This window comes from Candidatus Ozemobacteraceae bacterium, assembly GCA_035373905.1.
In the GTDB taxonomy this organism is placed as follows: Bacteria; Muiribacteriota; Ozemobacteria; order Ozemobacterales; family Ozemobacteraceae; genus MWAR01.
Map to the genome: position 1 here is coordinate 100,493 of DAOSOK010000004.1, position 16,614 is coordinate 117,106.

The 16,614-nt window shown below is 61.1% G+C and carries 13 protein-coding genes; 9 read left to right on the forward strand and 4 right to left on the reverse strand.

Translation table 11 applies throughout. The features are described from left to right. Positions 1-8 precede the first annotated feature (8 nt). The 3 genes from PLU72_02900 (at position 9) to PLU72_02910 (ending at position 6,722) form a co-directional block, all read left to right on the forward strand. The gene (locus tag PLU72_02900) at positions 9-2,804 is read left to right on the forward strand and encodes a PEP/pyruvate-binding domain-containing protein (protein ID HOT27110.1); all 2,796 of its coding nucleotides are present in this window, start codon (positions 9-11) and stop codon (positions 2,802-2,804) included. Then, a complete protein-coding gene (locus PLU72_02905) occupies positions 2,801-5,125 on the forward strand; it encodes an MMPL family transporter (GenBank protein ID HOT27111.1) in 2,325 nt (774 codons plus the stop codon). Before PLU72_02900 ends, PLU72_02905 begins: the two co-directional genes overlap by 4 nt. A 490-nt stretch (positions 5,126-5,615) precedes the next feature. Then, on the forward strand, positions 5,616-6,722 hold the full coding sequence (locus PLU72_02910; protein HOT27112.1) for a DUF3419 family protein: 1,107 nt from the start codon (positions 5,616-5,618) through the stop codon (positions 6,720-6,722). A gap of 57 nt (positions 6,723-6,779) precedes the next feature. Here the strand turns inward: PLU72_02910 and PLU72_02915 are convergent, their stop codons facing one another. Continuing rightward, positions 6,780-6,935, reverse strand: a complete 156-nt coding sequence (locus PLU72_02915; protein HOT27113.1) for a hypothetical protein — start codon at positions 6,933-6,935, stop codon at positions 6,780-6,782. A 103-nt stretch (positions 6,936-7,038) separates the two neighbouring features. Beyond that, positions 7,039-7,323: a hypothetical protein gene (locus PLU72_02920; protein HOT27114.1), complete on the reverse strand. Its 285-nt coding sequence runs from the start codon at positions 7,321-7,323 to the stop codon at positions 7,039-7,041. 752 nt (positions 7,324-8,075) lie between these two features. Here PLU72_02920 and PLU72_02925 point away from each other — a divergent pair. The 5 genes from PLU72_02925 (at position 8,076) to PLU72_02945 (ending at position 13,142) form a co-directional block, all read left to right on the forward strand. Continuing rightward, positions 8,076-9,299 carry a hypothetical protein gene (locus PLU72_02925; GenBank protein HOT27115.1) on the forward strand — a complete coding sequence of 408 codons (1,224 nt, stop codon included), beginning with the start codon at positions 8,076-8,078 and terminating at the stop codon, positions 9,297-9,299. A gap of 66 nt (positions 9,300-9,365) precedes the next feature. Next, a complete protein-coding gene (locus tag PLU72_02930) occupies positions 9,366-10,289 on the forward strand; it encodes a metal ABC transporter substrate-binding protein (GenBank protein HOT27116.1) in 924 nt (307 codons plus the stop codon). Continuing rightward, a complete protein-coding gene (locus tag PLU72_02935; protein HOT27117.1) occupies positions 10,286-11,023 on the forward strand; it encodes a metal ABC transporter ATP-binding protein in 738 nt (245 codons plus the stop codon). The genes PLU72_02930 and PLU72_02935 overlap by 4 nt, the downstream gene beginning before the upstream one ends. Then, positions 11,016-11,843, forward strand: a complete 828-nt coding sequence (locus PLU72_02940; GenBank protein ID HOT27118.1) for an iron chelate uptake ABC transporter family permease subunit — start codon at positions 11,016-11,018, stop codon at positions 11,841-11,843. Before PLU72_02935 ends, PLU72_02940 begins: the two co-directional genes overlap by 8 nt. Positions 11,844-11,891: 48 nt before the next feature. Further along, positions 11,892-13,142 carry a hypothetical protein gene (locus tag PLU72_02945; GenBank protein HOT27119.1) on the forward strand — a complete coding sequence of 417 codons (1,251 nt, stop codon included), beginning with the start codon at positions 11,892-11,894 and terminating at the stop codon, positions 13,140-13,142. Positions 13,143-13,262: 120 nt separating this feature from the next. Here the strand turns inward: PLU72_02945 and PLU72_02950 are convergent, their stop codons facing one another. Both PLU72_02950 and PLU72_02955 read right to left on the reverse strand, forming a co-directional pair. Further along, a complete protein-coding gene (locus tag PLU72_02950; protein HOT27120.1) occupies positions 13,263-14,615 on the reverse strand; it encodes an MATE family efflux transporter in 1,353 nt (450 codons plus the stop codon). Between the two features lie 58 nt (positions 14,616-14,673). Further along, positions 14,674-15,405 (reverse strand): hypothetical protein, encoded by a 732-nt coding sequence (locus tag PLU72_02955; protein ID HOT27121.1) that lies wholly within the window; start codon positions 15,403-15,405, stop codon positions 14,674-14,676. 289 nt (positions 15,406-15,694) lie between these two features. Here PLU72_02955 and PLU72_02960 point away from each other — a divergent pair, with 289 nt between their 5' ends. Then, positions 15,695-16,612, forward strand: coding sequence for a hypothetical protein (locus PLU72_02960; GenBank protein HOT27122.1), 918 nt, complete (start codon positions 15,695-15,697; stop codon positions 16,610-16,612). The last annotated feature ends 2 nt before the right edge of the window (positions 16,613-16,614 follow it).

Below are 16,614 nucleotides of genomic sequence, written 5' to 3' on the forward strand. Positions count from 1 at the left end.
ACTCTGCGATGACACACCGTATCATCACCCCGAACTCGATGACGCCGGCCGAAGCCGCCCCCATCACGGGCGGAAAAGGCGCGAACCTCCTGCGCCTCGTCGCGGCGGGGGCCGAGGTGCCGCCCTTCGTCATCGTCTCGAGCAACTGCTTCGATGCGTTCATCCGGGAGTTCCGCGCCGAGTTCGATGAGGTCGTCCGGGGGCTCAACGGCTCGAGCCCGATGACGGTCGCCGAAACCTCGAAAGCCGTTCGCGACTGTATCGTCTCCCATCCTCTTCCGCAGTACATCGCCGATGAGATGTACTCGGCCCTCCGAGCCCAGATCGGAACCGACCCGTTCGTGGCCGTCAGGTCCAGCGCCCTGGGGGAAGATTCCAAAGAGTTCTCCTACGCGGGAATGCTCGACACCTACCTGTTCTGCCGCACCGAGAGCGAGATCGCCCTCGCGGTCGTCAACTGCTGGGCGTCGATGTACTCCGACCGGGCCGTATCCTACCGGTTCATGCGCGGCATTTCCCAAAGCGGCATCTCGATGGCCGTCATCGTCCAGGAGATGGTCGACGGCGTCGCATCGGGTGTGACGTTCACCGTCAACCCGCAGACGAAATACGCAGACGAGATCCTCATCAACGCCGTCTGGGGCCTGGGCGAGGGGCTGGTGTCGGGCGGCGTCGACGCCGACCGCTTCGTGGTGCTCAAGAAGGATGAGTTTCCGATCGACCAGTCCGAAATCGCGCACAAGGAAGAACGGGTCGTTTTCGACCGGGAGCAGGGCTACGGCACGATCGAGGAAAAGATTCCCTCCGAAGAGGCCTCGAAACCCTGCCTCACGGAGCAGCAGATCAAGTCCGTAGCCGCCGTCTGCGCGCGGATCGAACGCGAATACGGCGGCGTGCCGCAGGACATCGAGTGGACCGTCGGCCGCGACGGCCGCGTCAAGATTCTCCAGGCCCGGCCGATCACGACCATCGACAAACCGTGGCCCTCGGAACGGCCCTACGTGACGCTGTGGGATAACTCGAACATCGTCGAGAGCTATTCGGGCGTCACGACGCCGCTGACATTCTCGTTCGCCCTCAATGCGTATCATAACGTCTACGTCCAGTTCTGCCAGGTCCTCGGGGTGCCCGAGGAGATCATCAGGAAATACGATTTCAACTTCGGGAACATGCTCGGCCTGCTGAACGGCAGGATCTACTACAACCTGAAGAACTGGTACCGCCTCGTCTCCGTGCTGCCGGGATACTCGTTCAACTCCCGGTTCATGGAAGGCATGATGGGGGTCAAGGCGACGTTCGACTTTTCGACCGAGACGCACGAAGAACGGAAGCAGGCGGGCTTCTTCCGCCGCTGGTTCATCGAGCTCCCCCGCATGGGATGGGTCGGGGTGAACCTGGCCTGGAAGTTCTGGACGATCGACGCCGAAGTCAAAAAATTCATGGATATATACACAAAAATGTATAACAAATACAAGGATTTCGACTTCGACGATCAGCCTGCGCACCGGCTCGTCGACATCTACAACGAGCTCGTCACCACCGTGCTGGGAAACTGGAAAGCCCCGATCATCAACGATTTCATGGCGATGATCTTCTATGGCGTCCTCAAATCGCTGATCGGGGCCTGGCTCCCGAACGCCGAGCACTCGCTGCAGAACGACCTCGTGGCGGGCCAGGGCAACGTCGAAAGCACCCTGCCGATGCGGGCCATGCAGAAGATGGCCCGGTTCATCAAGGCGCACGCGCACCTCGCGGGTCTGTTCCAGACGCTCGATGCGGCGACCCTGAAGAACAGGTTCATTGCCGGGCCTGCTTCGGAACCGGGCGCGTCCGCAGAGGAACGCGAACTTGCGGCGCAGATCAAGGCGTATCTCGACGAGTTCGGCTTCCGCACCATGAACGAGCTGAAGCTCGAGGAGCCCTCGCTGAACGAGAAGCCCGAGTTCCTGTTCAGCATGCTGAAGAATTACTCGGCCGGCGCACTTCCGCCCGAGGAGGACACGGGCATGCAGGAGGCGAAGAAACGTGAGGCCGCCGAGAAGCGTGTCGAGGAGGCTCTGCGCGATCAGACGATCTGGGGTTTCATTCCCAAGCTGTCGATCATGAAATTCGTCACGGAGTATGCCAAAAAGGCGGTCGCGGTGCGCGAATATCAGCGGTTCGCCCGCACCAAGATGTACGGCTTGGCCCGGCGCATCTACATCGGCATCGGCCGGCGTCTCGCCGAGCGCGGCGTGATCGACCATCATGAAGACGTGTTCTATCTGCATAAGGACGAAATCATGTCCTTCGTCGTCGGAACGGCGGCCAGCCAGAAACTGCGCGAGCTCGCCGCGATCCGCAAAGCCGAGTTCGACGTCTACCGGCAGATGGACGAGTTGCCCGACCGCATCGAAACGAAGGGCATCGTCTACACGAACGATCTGACCAGGAGCGTGCTGAAGGTGCAGCAGAGCGACGACCCGAACGTGCTGCAGGGCATCGGGGGCTGTTCCGGCGTCGTGCGGAAGCGGGTGAAGGTCATCCTCAACCCCAGCGACGACATGAACCTGAATGGGGAGATTCTCGTCGCCGCCCGCACCGACCCGGGCTGGGTGCCCCTGTTCGCCACGGCGGCCGGTCTGCTGATCGAGCGGGGAAGCATGCTTTCCCATTCGGTCATCGTCGCCCGCGAGCTCGGCCTGCCGGCGATCGTGGGTATAACGGGCATCACGAAACGCGTGAAGACGGGCGATCTGGTCGAGATGGACGGAACGACCGGCATCGTGCGAATCATCGAGCGTGCTGACGAGGCTGGAGTATGAGCGAAGAGGACGCGCAGAGAGCTTCCCCGTTCTTCGCGGCCTGCGCCAGACTGCTGGTGCGGCATCGCACCGTCCTGTTCGTCCTGACCGTCCTCAGCGTGCTCGCCGGGTTGCCGTTCGCGACGCAGATTCGCATCGACAACAGTCTCGAAATGTGGTTCCTCGAGGACGATCGGACCCTCGTCGAATACCGCGAATTCAAGGAAAAATACGGGAACGACGAGGTCATCCTGGCGCTCGTGGATTGCGGCGGGCCAGGCAGAATCTTCGAACCGCAACGGCTCCAGGAACTGTGGAAGGTCTCAAAAGCGATCGAAGCCGATGAGACGAACTTCCGGCGCGTGCTCAGCATCGGGGTGGCGCCGTATATCGGTCTCCAGGGCAGCGATACGCTGATCGTCGAGGACCTGATCACCGCCGATGTCACCTCGGCGGCCGATGCCGAGGCGATCCGTGAGAAGTTCCTGAGCGACCCTCTGAAAAAGAAGCTGCTGACCGACATGTCGCAGCGATACGCCGTGCTGCTGATCGAACCGGTGGCGACGAAGGAAATGGACGTGCGTCGCCCCCTGATGATCGCGGCGGTGCGCGAAAAACTGCAGGGATTCTCCTACAGGCTGGCGGGAATGGGCGTGATGTACGACGAGTTGAACCGGCTCAGCATCAGGGACGGTATCGTATTCTCGCTGATATCGAATTTCGTCATCGCCTTCGTCATCTTCCTTCTGTACCGGTCGAAACCGTTCCTGGGCATCGTCGTTCTGGTCATGATGCTCGGCGGCGGGTGGTTCATCGGCTTCTACGGCATCTTCCGGCAGAATTTCAACATGGTCACGATCGTGCTGCCGACCCTGATGATGATTCTGTCGATCTCGGACGTTGCCTACGTCTACAACAACTACGTGTTCAACAGGGCAAAGGTCGAGGAGAACCGGGAAAAGGGCCTCGAACAGGTGTTCGGCGAGTGCCTTTCCCCGTGCCTGTTCACGTCGATCACCAATGCGTTCGGCTTCTGGTCGATCATGACCAGCCCCATGGCCGTGCTGAAGGGCTTCGGCTTCTTCGCCGGAATGGCCTGCATGGCTGAATACGTGCTGTCGATGGTCGCGGCCGCGTTCGTGCTCGGCCTGTTGAAACCCGGGACGGAACTGGAACTGCGGCGTCCTTTCTCGGGCGTCGTCGACTCGTGGGTCAGGCTGATGCCGAAACACTACAAGCTCATCATGGGCCTGCTCGCTGTGGCGACGGTGTTCGGCTTCGCGGGTATCGCCCACCTGGAAGTGGACACGTATTCGATGGGGTTCCTCCATCCGACGAATCCGGTTCGCGTCGACAGCGATGCCGTCGAACGCGATTACGGCAACTACCTGCCGCTCGAAATCCGGCTGATGACGGGAAAACCGGACGGCATCAAGGAACCGGAATTTCTCGCAAGGCTTCAAAAGGCGCATGTCGAGCTTGAAGCCGTTCCCCGGGTTCAGCGAGCCGCGTCGATTCTCGACGTGCTGTGCAAGCTCAATCAGGTGATGAGCGACGGCGCGACCGCTTCCTACCGGCCGCCCGACTCGTTCAACGCGGCGAGCCAGTTGCTGATGCTGTATGAGTCCGATCCCGACAACGATCTCGAACACATGACTGACATGCCGAACTACAGCGAGGCGCGGCTCACCGTGCGCCTGCCGATGGTGAGCGCGGCCGGCCTTCGCGAGTTCGAGGGAAAGGCCGCGGAGCTTCTGGGGCGGATCTTCGACGGCACGGGCGTGACGATCCGGTTCGGCGGTTACGTTCCTCTGTATGCCCGTATCATCAACTATATTACGACCAGCCAGATCACGAGCTTCGGGACCGCGCTGTTCTTCATCTTCCTCGCGATGGCCCTCCTGCTGAAACGGCTCGATGCGATCTGGCTCGGCATCATTCCCAACGTATTCCCCATCATCATGACGATGGGTATGATGGGGTGGCTTGGCATCCGTCTCGACATCGCGAGCGTCACGATCGCCTCGATCGCGCTCGGCATCGCCGTCGACGACACGATCCACGAGTTGTTCCTGTTCTACGAGCCGGCGCGGCGCAACCTCGACCCGGTCGAGTCGATCAGCGAATCTCTCATCGAGGCGGGTCCTGCCGTTATAGCGACTTCTATCATATACGCCCTCGGCTTTTCCGCCCTCATCTTCGCCAGCATCAAGTCCGTCATCCTGTTCGGCGGCCTGCTGGCCCTGACGATTGTCTTCGGCATGCTCTGCGAAATCACCATCATGCCCGCCCTCATCTGCATGTTCCGCACCCACCTCGACCGCGGCCGCCAAAAAGAATAAAAGAACGAATCCGCAGATGACGCAGATGGAGAACGAAGATGACTGATGCAGGCTGGAATTCGCGATGACACATCGGCGACGATCTGTTCGACTCCATGAATACGATTATTCCTGGCCGGGCGCGTATTTCATCACAATACGCGCCTATGACCAGAGGCATATATTCGGGGAGATCGTCGACGGAATGCTGAAGACCTCCGATGAAGGGCGGATCGTCCAATCATTCGAAACGATGAATCCATCGATCCCATCAGGACATACATCATGAAGAACCCCAAACGATGGGATGTGGATGAGGAAAATCGTCAGAACATGCGCAGGAAAGATGTTGTTGCAGAAGACGCCCTGCCATGGAATACATGAGTGATCGCGAACCCTGTAGAATGGATGTTGATCAGACGTTTGTCAGGCTTTTGTAGGGCCGGGTTTGAAACCCGCCCTGACGCCAACCCCTATCTGCCAGAACACGATAAGAAAGGAAATCAACGATATGGGAAACAAGCCGGCGGTTGTATATAGTAACGTATGGGAAGATCCCGAATTGAACCGGCAGGCGTTGCAGGTGAAGCCGGGGCAGTCGGTTCTTTCGATCACGTCGGGCGGGTGCAACTCGTTGTGCCTGCTGCTCGAGGACCCGTCGCGGGTCGTGTCGATCGATCTGAACCCGGCCCAGCTTGCGATGCTCGAACTGAAGCGAGCGGCGATCATCGAACTCGACTACGAGGACTTTCTCGAGGCGATCGGCGTCCCATTCTACGGCAAGCCGCCGCGTCTGTCGGGGCCGCAGCGGCTCGAACTGTACCGGAAGGTTCGGAAGCACCTTCCCGCCTCGGCGGCGGAGTTCTGGGACGAGAACCCGCAGATCATCGAAAAAGGCGCCTTCTGGTGCGGGAAGGTCGAGGCGTTCTTCGATCTCTACCGGAAAATCCTGGGCTGGCTCTACGACTTTTCCGACATGGAGGCCCTGTTCCGATGTTCCGACCTCGCGGCGCAGCGGAAGCTGTATCGCGGCATGAAACGCCGGAAATGGCGGTTCCTGAACAGCCTGCTGCTGAACAAGTTCGTGCTGAGTCTCGTCAAGGGCGCCCACTCGTTCGCGATGGTCGAGGACCCGGACCTGGCGAGCAACCTGAGCCGGAAGATCGACAAGGGGATGACCGACTTTTTCAATCCCGATAACTATTTTATGGCGCTGATGCTGCTGGGCGGCCACTGGTCGCGCCAGGCGATGTCGCCGTATCTTCTCGAAGCAAACTGGCCGAAGATGAAGGCGAACATCGGCCGCCTCGAGGTCTTCCAGGGCACCTGCGGCGACGTGCTGAAGAAATACGGCCCCGCAAGCTTCGACGCCCTCCAGATGTCGAACATCTTCGAGTGGATGGAGCACGATTTCTTCAACGGCGTCATCCGTGAGCTCATCGACCTGAGCCGCCCCGGCGCCCGCCTGTGCTGGCGCTACACCCTGGCCCGCCCCCGCCAGCTCGACGCCGCCAACTCGGACCGCCTCATCGCCGAGCCCGACCTGGCCGGCCGCCTCTTCGCCATCGACCGCTCATTCATCTACGAGAGCTTCCACGTCTACCGGCTGAAATCCTGACGATGCACGCCACGCAAACCCGCCGAAAGGCGGGTTCGCTGTTTCAGGGGCAGAGGATTATTCCTGCTGTTTGATGCCGTCGGAGCGGGGCGCCGGAACTTCTCTGGCGACCACCGAAGCTTCGCAGGCGGATTCCTGCTTTTCGGCATCGTGCGACGTGCGTGTCAGAAGGTCGGAGCGGAATTTGGGATACACTTTTCCCAAGTCAATCATCAAGATCTCCCAATGGGCGGGGGATGTCTCTGTTGCCCGCCGAATTTTCTCTCTGCGTTTTATATACTGAAAAAATGAAAAAACGCAACCCGCGGGCGGCCGGTTATTCAGCCGGCCTGCCCATGTCGATGTCATCGATGCCGTTCGCAGCTGCATACGCGCGGGCCTCGGCCTCGTCGGCGAAGACGCGAATGACGTCGAACTCGCGCCAGGCGCGTTCGCCGTCGATCTGCAGCTCGATCACCCGGCGCTGAACCATGCCCTGGTCGGGCGGGGCGATGTCGAGCAGGCAGATGCGGGGCCCGCCCATGGCGCGGCATTTCTGGCAGTTTTCCGGACCGCGCTTGCAGTGCGACAGGAATATCAGTCTGATGATATGGTGAGGCATCGGATCGTTCCTCTTTGCGTCTTCAGAGATGCTTTCTGTGTGCGAGCCAGCAGCAGGAGACAGCGACATCGGTGCGGTTCTCTCGCCGACAGTGTCATCTGCGGCCAGGAAGTTGTTCGAGACAGCCAGGAGCAGCATGAACAACAGGATTCTCCGTGCAGGTTGTGGAAAACGTCCGCAGGAATCGGCCATTTGAGCCTCTTGTTTCTCTCCACACGTTTCTGAGGGATGCGGTCTCTAGATCATCGTCATGCAAGTATGATGAATTTGGGGCCAAGAGGCAACCGGGAAGCGGGAAATCCGGGTGCAAGATTGAAAAGGACGAGCCTTTGTGTTATTTCGGTGAAACGATGCAAAAGGGATATCTTCTGGCACGGAAGGCATTGTTCGCCGCGTTTGCCCTTCTTCTTTTCATCGCATATTACCCCTGCATCCATGAGCACTCCTGCATCGGTCACGGGAGAATCGTCGAGCCCGTTGCTTCCGACAGCGACGGCGATTGTCCGCAATGCCTCTTTCAGGAGATCCCTGGGAGCGCAGGAGCCGACCAGATTATTCTCCAATGCGAGTTCCACCTCGCTCAGCGAACGCCCCCGGTAACGGAACTCGTTTCAACCGAATGTGTTTATTTTCCGGGGTTCCCGAGGCCTCCTCCGGTCTTCTGATTCATTCACCTGTTTTTTCGCTGCGGCCGGCGTCAAGCTGGTCGTATGCCATTTCACGGCGATGAACGGAAACTGGAGGAACGGCGCATGCCGATCAAGCATAAAATAGTATTTTTCATTATATTGATAACCCTGTCGTCCGCCGCTTTCGGCGGGCAGGAAGACAGAACGGCGAGACTGGAAGCCGACGTCGCAAGTCTGACGGAACTGGTAAAAAAGCTTTCCGCGCGGATCGAACAGCTCGAGAACGCGACGTCGTTTGAACGAGAAATCGCCGCTGCCGCGCCGACATCCCAACCCGTGCAGACCCGCCCCGCCGTTCAGAGTTCGGGCGGCTTTCAGAACATGAATCCGGATATCAGCGTTGCCGGGGTTGCGATCGGGAAGGCGTCGACGGACAAGCGCGACCCGGACCGGAACACGATCGGGCTTCACGAATCGGAGTTGGTGCTGACGAAAAGCGTCTCGCCCTATTCCCGCGCGAATCTGACCGTGGGTTTCCACGGCGATCACAGCGAGGTGGAGGAAGGGTACATCGATGTTGTCCATCTGCTCCCGGAAAAGATCGAGGCTCGCATCGGAAAGTTCCTTGTGCCGGCCGGATTCCTGAACACCGTCCATTCCCACGACTGGCCGATGGTCGCAAGGCCGCTCTCGATGAGGTATTTCACCGGCGACGAAGGCTTCGCGGAAAACGGCCTCTCTCTCAGCATGCCGATAGACCTCCGAAGCAAGACGTATGTGAAGGCGTCCGCCGACGTGCTGAATGGTTCGAACGAAGGGCTGTTCAACGACGGCCAGACACGGGTGGTCGGCGGCCGAATCATGAGCAATACGCCTCTGAACGACCGCGACGACATGAACCTCGGGCTGAACCTCCACCAAGGCGCGTGGAACACGGCGGGCGATCTCGATTCCCGGCTGGTCGGGGCGGACGTCATGCTGCGCCGTCGATTCAATCAGCACGATCGGTTCCTGCTCTGGGGCGAGTGGATGTGGAACCGTCGCGAGCAGCTTGGCCGCGGGGATCTCACTGCCGCCGGCTACTACCTCGGCGCGATGTACACCTTCAAGAAGGACCACAACTGGCATGTCGGCATCGAGTATGACTGCTCCGAGAAACCCGGGGACTCGCGGTTCAACGCAATCGCCCGGTCGGCCTTTCTCGGCTACTGGCTGACGGAGAATGACCGGCTTCAACTCCAGTTCCGCAACGTGCGCGACCCGTTTGAGCAGACCGTCGCGAACGAGCTGCTGTTCGAAGTCATCTGGGGAATGGGGCCGCACAAGCCCCACCTGGCTAACTTTTGACGCCCGGCGCGACCCGTCGAATCCGCTTCTTCGCAGGAAGAAGAGCACTGATGGAGGAATAGAAATATGAATATAAATATATCGATGAAGATTATTACCCTGCTGTGTCTTTTCGTCATGCCCGCAGTGGCCGGCGGCGCCGCCGTCGAGGTCGTCACCACGACGACGGACCTTCAGGCGATCGTCAAGGCCGTCGGCGGCGACCGCGTCAGGGTCGTGTCGATCGGGAAGGGAAACGAAGACCCGCATTTTGTCGAACCGCGGCCCAGTTTTCTGATGACGCTGAGCCGGGCTCGCCTGCTGTTCTGCATCGGACTGGAACTCGAAATCTGGCTGAAGACGCTCATCGAGGGGGCCCGCAACCTGGCGATCCAGCCGGGAAATCCCGGCTACGTCGACTGTTCGCAAGCCGTCGATGTGAAGGAAATCCCGCAGGTCCGCGTCGATCCGTCGATGGGAGACGTGCATCCCCTGGGCAACCCCCATTACTGGCTTGATCCGGAGAACGGCGTCAGGATCGGCGCTCTGGTGGCCCAGAAACTGTCCGAGACGGACCCTGCCGGCGCGGATGAATACAGGAAGAACTTCGAGGCGTTCAAGACGGATCTCGAAACGCGTATTCCCGGATGGAGGGCGGCGTTTGCCGGTCTCGCGAACCGCGCCGTTGCATGTTTCCACAGCTCCTGGGTCTATTTCACCGATGCGTTCGGCCTGAAGATCGTCGGGTATGTCGAGCCCCGCCCGGGCGTGCCGCCGACTGGACGCGAACTCGCGATGTTGGTTTCCTCGATGAAAGCCTCCGGCGCCAGGTTGATTCTCCGCGAGCAGTATCATTCCGACCGCTTCGCCAACATGGCGGCCGGGAAGGCTGACGGGAAGGTCCTCGTGTTGCCGGCTTCTGTCGGCGCCGAGTCCGGGATCCGGACATACGCCGATCTGATCGACGCCGTCGTCCGTCGGGTTGCCGAAGGATTGAAGGAACTGCAATGAATTGGGTGGAATTCGATCGGGTCAACCTCGGCTACGGCCACCAGAGCGTTGTCGAGGAGGTGAGTTTCGCCCTTCCCGTCGGCTCTTCGGTCGGCCTCGCCGGGCCGAACGGTGCCGGCAAGACAACGGTCCTGAAAGCGATGCTGGGTCTTCTGCCGGTCAGGAGCGGCCGTATCGCCAGAGACCCGGCCTATCGCCGGGCGACGGGGTATGTCCCCCAGCGCGGAACGATAACGGAGGTGTTCCCCTTTACCCTCGAGGAGATCGTCGAGATGGGGTTGTATGGAAAGATGCGGCCCTGGGCGGTTCCGAACGGAGCGCATGCCGAGATGGTCCGTGCGACGCTCGAGCGCCTCGGTTTGGCGGCGTTCGCCGACAAGCACTTCCGTGACCTGTCGGGCGGCCAGAAACAGCGTGCGCTGCTTGCTCGAGCGCTTGTTTCCGAACCGGGCATCCTGGTTCTCGACGAGCCGACCTACGGCCTGGATCTCGCGCAGACCCAAGGCTTTTTCGAGCTTCTGGCGTCGTTTCGGAAGGAACGGAGTCTCTCCCTGATCATCGTTTCGCACAACCTGCACGAACTCGTGATGCATTGCGAGTATCTTCTGCTTCTCCACCAGGGCCGGCTTGCCTATTCCGGGCCGGCGAAGGCCCTGTCGGATGACCTCCTTTCTCGGATCTATGGAATGGAGATTCGCCTGCAGGGCGGAACGCCGGAGGTGATCCATGGTTGATCAGCCGGGATTCTTCGAGCTCATCGGTTTCTTTCACGACGCTCTCGTCGTTTCCCTCCTGACCGGAGCCATTCTCGGTCCCGTCGGACTGTTCCTGCACCTGCGCGGGAGCCTGTTTCTCGGTGCGGCGCTGCCGCAGTTCGCCGGTTTCGGTTTCGTCGTCGCATCGGTGCTTGCGATTCCGGAATGGATCGCATCTTCGGTAACGATTGTCTTTTTTGCAGTGGCCGCGGCGTTCAAGCCCCTGCGGAAATTCGACGGGATGACGCTGGAGGCGATGATCGGTCTCGGATATACGGCGGCGATGGGGGGAATCGTCCTGCTGCTCTCGCTGACGAAGGCGGAGGGCCATGCCGCAGAGTTGCTTCTCAAGGGAAGCATGCTTGCCGCCACCTGCCGGGATACGCAGATACTGTCGTGGTTCGGCGTGCCGCTGGTCCTGCTGTTGTATCTTTTCCGACGCCGGTTTTACCTGGTTTCGCTCGATCCCGAGACGGCCGGCACCATGGGCATACGAGTTGAAATATATGAAATAGTATTATTCGCAGCTCTCGGAATGGCGATCATGCTGACGCTGACGGAAGCCGGCGCCATGGCTTGCTTCGGCTTTCTCCTGCTTCCGCCCCTGATCGCACTGACCCTCTGCCGGCGGGTGGGAACGCTGTTCCTGGCTTCGATGACGATCGGGGCGGTCGGCGCGATCAGCGGCGTCTGCCTCGCCCTGAAAACGGATCTTCCCGTCGGCCCGGCGATGGTTCTGGCCCTGCTTTGTCTCTGGCTGGCCGCTCTCGTCTTCCGGGGTGTGCGAAAACCTTCCTGAAGGCTTTTCCTGTGTTACCATGAAGATACTTCAACGAGGGGAAGGCAGATGAATCCGTTGCGGCGAACGACATTGCTGGTGCTGGTTCTTCTGGTCGCGTTCGCGAGCGGGGCCATCCCGCTTGCGGCTGCGCAGGCGGACCGGGCGGGCGCGGGCGGCGTTCTGCAGAAGCTGCCCGAAAAAGCCGACGCGCTGCTCGTGAAGGCGGCCGTCGTGATCCAGAACCGCGCAAAGGTCTTCGCCGAACACCTCAACGCGGGAACCCACGTGCGGCTCAACATCAGCCACGGGTTTTACGACCGCAACCTGCGGCGACTGTTCATCATGTTCGACGGGGCTGCCACCTTCACCGGGAAGCTGCCGTTCCCCGACGACCTCTCGGACCGGTACTTCACCAGCGATTCCGATATCGCATGGGACCTCACCCTGTTCTCGATGAAGCGCAGCGGCGGGAAGATCGGCTTCCGTTTCCAGGGCGACGTCGTGGTGTTTCTCGACCGGCTCGTCTACGACCTCGCCAAGGAGTTCATCGACATTGCCGGGGGCGTTGCGTTCATGAAGGCCGCCGAAACGCTGTGCGGCTTCGCGACCGAGTTCAATGCGCGGCTCGTCGCCCAGGCCGTGACGAAAACGTTCGCCTCGTTCTCCAAGGAGTCGTTGTCGACGATGGGGGCGGAGTTCGTCGCCAACGCCGTTCAGCACGACTCCCACCGGATCAGAGACCTCGTCCGGGAGGCGGTCACGAACGGGAGCTTCGCCGACTTCTGCTGCGTCGCCATCATCCGGGCCGGTATCGACCAGACCGGCGGTCTCGCCGGCGCGACGCTCGGCGCCATGGCCGGCTCGGCCGTCGCTCCCGGGGCCGGCAGCGTGATCGGCGCCTTCATCGGGCGTCGCATCACGGTTTCTATAGCGCATACGATATCCTACAAGCTCACGGTCGAAGGCCCCATGGAAGTGTGCCTGCGGCAGATCCGGAAGGAGTGGCGGCGGCTGAAGGAACGGTCCGACGACCAGATTGCCGCCGGCCGGATCGCCAGCCGCGAGAAGTTCATCCTTGGCCGGGTGAAGCGCGAGTTCGACGAGAACCGCTACGAAACCCTCGACAAACTGATCGCCCGCGTGTCGACATTCGATACGGCCGACCTGCCCGCCTTCGTTTCCCTGCTGAGCCAAATCCGCGAAATGCTCGCCTTCAAGCTCCTTCAGAAGGGCGACTGGTATGCCTCCAAGAAGTTGCTCCAGATGAAGACCGCGATGCAGAAACTCGGTCTCGCGGCTGCCGTGGGCTTCGACTGAGTCCTGCAGAAGGCAGAATCACCGGTCACCCGGAGCCTGTCGAAGGGTGCGAGGCGTTCGTGCTTCGACAGGCTCAGCACAAGCGGCAAGAGCGATGCTGCTGTCGCGGCAGGACGATGGTTACAGGAGTTTTCTCGCCCAGGTGCCCGAACGGTACCGGACGTGAAATAAAATCGCTTTTACGATAGATTCGGCCGCCATGCCGATGAAACAGCCGATGAGGCCCATGCCGAGTTTCACGCCAAGGAGCCAGGCGAGTGGGATGCCCGCGAACCAGAAGGTGGAGAGCGTGATGAGGCTGACGCACAGCGCGTCCCCGCCGGCCCGTAGCGTTCCGGAATAGACGACGATCACGGCCTCGAACGGCAGGACCAGGGTGAACCACCGGATCAGCCGCAACGACTCGGCCGCGACCAGCGGCTTGACGGCGAACAGCGCCAGGTAGGGGCCGGCCGCGACGAGGCCGAGGACCCCCATGCACAGCGCCGAAAACAGCGACAGGGCCGTCGAGCGGCCGACCGCCATCCTCGCCCTGCCGGGGTGTCCGGCGCCGAGATGGCGGCCGACGACGATCGAAGCGGCGGTTCCCAGGGCCCCGAGCGGGATATATCCCAGGCCCCGCACGCCGTGATACATGAAGTAGGCGGCCATCGCGTCCGCGCCGACCATCCCGACGATGCGGGTGTACATGAGCGATGCGGCCTGCCAGAAGAGGCCGTCAAGGGCGATGGGGCCCGCCAGGCGCGCGAGCCGGCCGGCCATGCCGATGCCGGCCGAACGGATATCGCGAAGGTCGAACCTGCGACCCTCGAACTCCAGGCGGCCGAACGCCCGCAGGGCGAGCCAGGCGCCGGCGACGTGAGCCGCGGCGGTCGCGATCGCCGCCCCCGTGATGCCGAGCATGGGCAGGCCGGCGTAGCCGTTGATCAGCAGGATGTTCAGCAGGGTGTTCACCACGACCGCCGCGACCGAGGTCACGACCGGGGTTCGCGTGTCGCCGAGCGCCCGCATGATGCCCGTCACGGCGAACATCACGAGAACGAACGGAAAGGTCCAGGCGATGATGCGCAGGAAACTCGCCGCCGGAACCGCGATGGCGGCGCTTCCGTTCGTCAGCCAGAGGCAGGCCGGCCCGGCAACGAGCATCATGGCCGCGCTTCCGGCGACTCCGATCAGGCCCATCAGGGTGAACGCAGAGCCTGTGAGCTCCGTCAGCCCGTCGGGATCTTTCGCGCCTCTGAGCTGAGCCGCGAGAATCGCCGCGGCCGATGCGACGGCGCCGGCGAGCGTCTGCGCGAAGAACAGGACCTGGCCGCCGACCCCGACGGCCGCGATCGCCGCTTCCGACAGCTGGCCGACCATCGCCCGGTCGAGCAGGGCGAGCATCGAGAACGCCATCGCCTGCAGGGCGAGCGGCCAGGCAAGCTGCCACAGCTCCGCGGCCGTGGTTCCTTTCGCGAACCGGCCGATCATGTCGGATGCCGAGCCCGTGCGGGCTTGCGGGGCGGGGCCGGCGGAGTCGTCATGGGCTTTATTTCGAGAGATTCATGAAGATGACGATGAGGATGACCAGCACCTCCACCACCAGGAAAAAGCGAAGGGCGGTCTGGCCGAACTTCACGCCGCAGCCGACCGCGCCCGGCTGTTCAAGGGGGGTGTGGGCTGTGGCGATCGTGACGACGCCGGCGGTGGCCGTCATCGTGTGGACGTGCTCGGACTGGCCGGGGACGAGCCGACAGCCGATGAGCTTCGAGAGCGTTGCCGCGCGCTCGTTCAAGAGCCCCAGTTTTTCCTCGAGAAGAGAGTCGCTGAACGGATAGACCTGACCGGACCGGTCTATCAATATCAGTTGATATTGATACCACTTCGACTCTTCGGTGGTGACGAGCGTGCCGTTGACGATGACGGAATCGACGTCGGCGAACCGCATATATTCCCTGACCGACCTGGTGAAGCCGAACTCGAAGTGGTAGTAAATGGCCTTCCTGCGCGTGTCCGCGAGGTAGTAGTTGTTGGTGAAACGCCTCAGGAACAGGAAAAGGATTCCCGCCCCGATCGCCCAGGGCAGAAATCGCAGAAACTCCGGGTCTGGCGGCGAATCCTCGCCTCCGATGTAGCCGATGAACAGAATGACGATGCAGGCGATCAGGGAAAGGAACGCCATCCCTTTCCAAAGCTGCTCCAGCGGCGTATCCAGATCGATCTTCACCGTCCCGGGAAGATCGCCGGCATCGTGTATGGGAATGTTCGATTGGGTCTGCATCTGGTGATTCCCTCCCGTTGCAGGGCATTCTAGCCCTTTTTGCACCCCACCTCAAATCCCCGGCGGGCGGCACGGAGTTGATCGATTGCCGGCTGAAAGGGCCATTGTCGCGGCTTGGAAGCGAGGGAAACGTTTGTCTTGCAATCATTGTTTCGTTAGTATCAAGGACATGGGAAGATTTGTTGCCCTCCGAATGTCGGGAGGATTGTCCGGAATTTTTTGTGTTCTCCTCGTTTTGGTGACAAACCTCGCAACTCCGCTTTGTGCCGATGCAGGCGGAGCCGAAGCGATGGTACCCGTGCAAGCCGCTTCCCCGGCAGACCCGATCGAATTCGTCTTCGAGGCCGGGGCGGCAACCTCGACCATCATGCCGGTGCCGGCCGACGGGCAGGTGTATCGGGTCGTGCATATCAACGGGCTTCCCTGCCTGACGATGCAGCATCCCGGAACCCCCGACCCGAACTGGCGGTTCGTCCTGTCTCGGGAGCTCTGGCCGGCGGAGTTCGGAGATGCCGTGATGACGATGGAATACATCGCCACCATGACGTCGATCAACTGGGTCCAGTATGATTCGCGGTTTCACGAATTCCATCGGATCGACGACGCGATGCTGGGCATGGGCCAGGAGAACGATTCGGTCCTGGCTCTCAGCTGGGGGAACCGGACGACCGGGCTGTACGGGTATGTGAAGCAGATCTATGTCTTGCCCAAGGTCGGCTTTCATCGCCGTCTGGCCGGATACGCCGATTTTCAGATGCATGCCGAAACCGATGCCCCGCTGGGCTTGCGCCGGATCGTCCTCAGGATAACCCCGCTCACGGCCGCCGACCAACCCGCTTCGACGCCGCGTCTGCTCGATTTGGTCGAGCGCATGTATCAGCGGTTGCTCGGCCGGAGCCCGACGGCGTGGGAATGGCAGACGCTGGAGGACGCATTCCAGCACTCACGTCTCCGGCTCCGCACGCTGTTGCGCAACCTGATCAAAAGTCGGGAATATCGGCGCATGAACGTCTTCCCCCTGGACAATACGCGGGTCATCAGGCGTCTGTTCTGGTGCGCATGTCGGCGGCAGCCCTCGGTCGAGGAGATCGTGATGTTTCTCTCGCACATGCATAGAACATCCTTCGATTTCCCGGCGCTGATTTTCGTCGAAAAATACTATCTCGAGACGATCGAATCCATCCTTGCTGAATCGAGGTCCCGCTGAGT

What these genes read in the sequence shown, in the direction of transcription:
- PLU72_02925 (HOT27115.1), top strand. Translation starts at nt 8,076, where the DNA reads ATGCCGATCAAGCATAAAATAGTATTTTTCATTATATTGATAACCCTG.
- PLU72_02920 (HOT27114.1), bottom strand. Translation starts at nt 7,323, where the DNA reads ATGCCTCACCATATCATCAGACTGATATTCCTGTCGCACTGCAAGCGC.
- PLU72_02930 (HOT27116.1), top strand. Translation starts at nt 9,366, where the DNA reads ATGAATATAAATATATCGATGAAGATTATTACCCTGCTGTGTCTTTTC.
- PLU72_02950 (HOT27120.1), bottom strand. Translation starts at nt 14,615, where the DNA reads ATGATCGGCCGGTTCGCGAAAGGAACCACGGCCGCGGAGCTGTGGCAG.
- PLU72_02955 (HOT27121.1), bottom strand. Translation starts at nt 15,405, where the DNA reads ATGCAGACCCAATCGAACATTCCCATACACGATGCCGGCGATCTTCCC.
- PLU72_02915 (HOT27113.1), bottom strand. Translation starts at nt 6,935, where the DNA reads ATGATTGACTTGGGAAAAGTGTATCCCAAATTCCGCTCCGACCTTCTG.
- PLU72_02935 (HOT27117.1), top strand. Translation starts at nt 10,286, where the DNA reads ATGAATTGGGTGGAATTCGATCGGGTCAACCTCGGCTACGGCCACCAG.
- PLU72_02900 (HOT27110.1), top strand. Translation starts at nt 9, where the DNA reads ATGACACACCGTATCATCACCCCGAACTCGATGACGCCGGCCGAAGCC.
- PLU72_02910 (HOT27112.1), top strand. Translation starts at nt 5,616, where the DNA reads ATGGGAAACAAGCCGGCGGTTGTATATAGTAACGTATGGGAAGATCCC.
- PLU72_02945 (HOT27119.1), top strand. Translation starts at nt 11,892, where the DNA reads ATGAATCCGTTGCGGCGAACGACATTGCTGGTGCTGGTTCTTCTGGTC.
- PLU72_02960 (HOT27122.1), top strand. Translation starts at nt 15,695, where the DNA reads ATGGTACCCGTGCAAGCCGCTTCCCCGGCAGACCCGATCGAATTCGTC.
- PLU72_02940 (HOT27118.1), top strand. Translation starts at nt 11,016, where the DNA reads ATGGTTGATCAGCCGGGATTCTTCGAGCTCATCGGTTTCTTTCACGAC.
- PLU72_02905 (HOT27111.1), top strand. Translation starts at nt 2,801, where the DNA reads ATGAGCGAAGAGGACGCGCAGAGAGCTTCCCCGTTCTTCGCGGCCTGC.